Source organism: Flammeovirga agarivorans (genome assembly GCF_012641475.1).
In the GTDB taxonomy this organism is placed as follows: domain Bacteria; phylum Bacteroidota; class Bacteroidia; order Cytophagales; family Flammeovirgaceae; genus Flammeovirga; species Flammeovirga agarivorans.
The window spans coordinates 1-530 of record NZ_JABAIL010000132.1; the positions used below are offsets into that span (position 1 = coordinate 1).

General features: G+C 56.2%; 1 protein-coding gene. It reads left to right on the forward strand.

Going from position 1 to position 530, the window contains the following annotated elements:
• On the forward strand, positions 1 to 472 hold a 472-nt coding region (locus tag HGP29_RS28610; protein ID WP_168885856.1), incomplete at its 5' end, for an OprD family outer membrane porin.
• Positions 473 to 530: the final 58 nt, after the last annotated feature.

Sequence of the window (530 nt, forward strand, 5' to 3'; positions counted from 1 at the left end):
CTGGAGCCTTGCCGCCAGCTATATCTGGGATATTCACACCTTTAAGGTCGCTTACCAGCAAAGCAGCGGCAGCACCGGCTACCATTATGGCGGCTACCAGAACCAGGGCGGCGTCGGCGATGGCGGCAACACCATCTGGCTGGCTAACTCCTACTGGTCAGTTTTTAACGGCGAGGATGAACGTTCCTGGCAGGCCTCCTATGGCCTGGATTTTGCCGGACTGGGCGTACCGGGCCTGAGCTGGACCACCGCCTACGTTCGCGGGGATAACATTAAAACCGCCGAGACCAGCAACGGTAAAGAACACGAATGGTTCAACCAGGTGCAGTACCAGGTGCAAAACGGCATGGCGAAAGATTTGAAATTGAGACTCCGCTATTCGGTGCTGCGCGTTTCCAGCAACGCCAGCGACTATAACGTCAGCGGGAATGAAGTGCGGTTCTACGTCGAATATCCGTTTGACGTGTTTTAACCATATAATGAACCCTCTCCAGTGAGCCGGCCCTCTCCCGGCGCGCAGGAGCAACCGT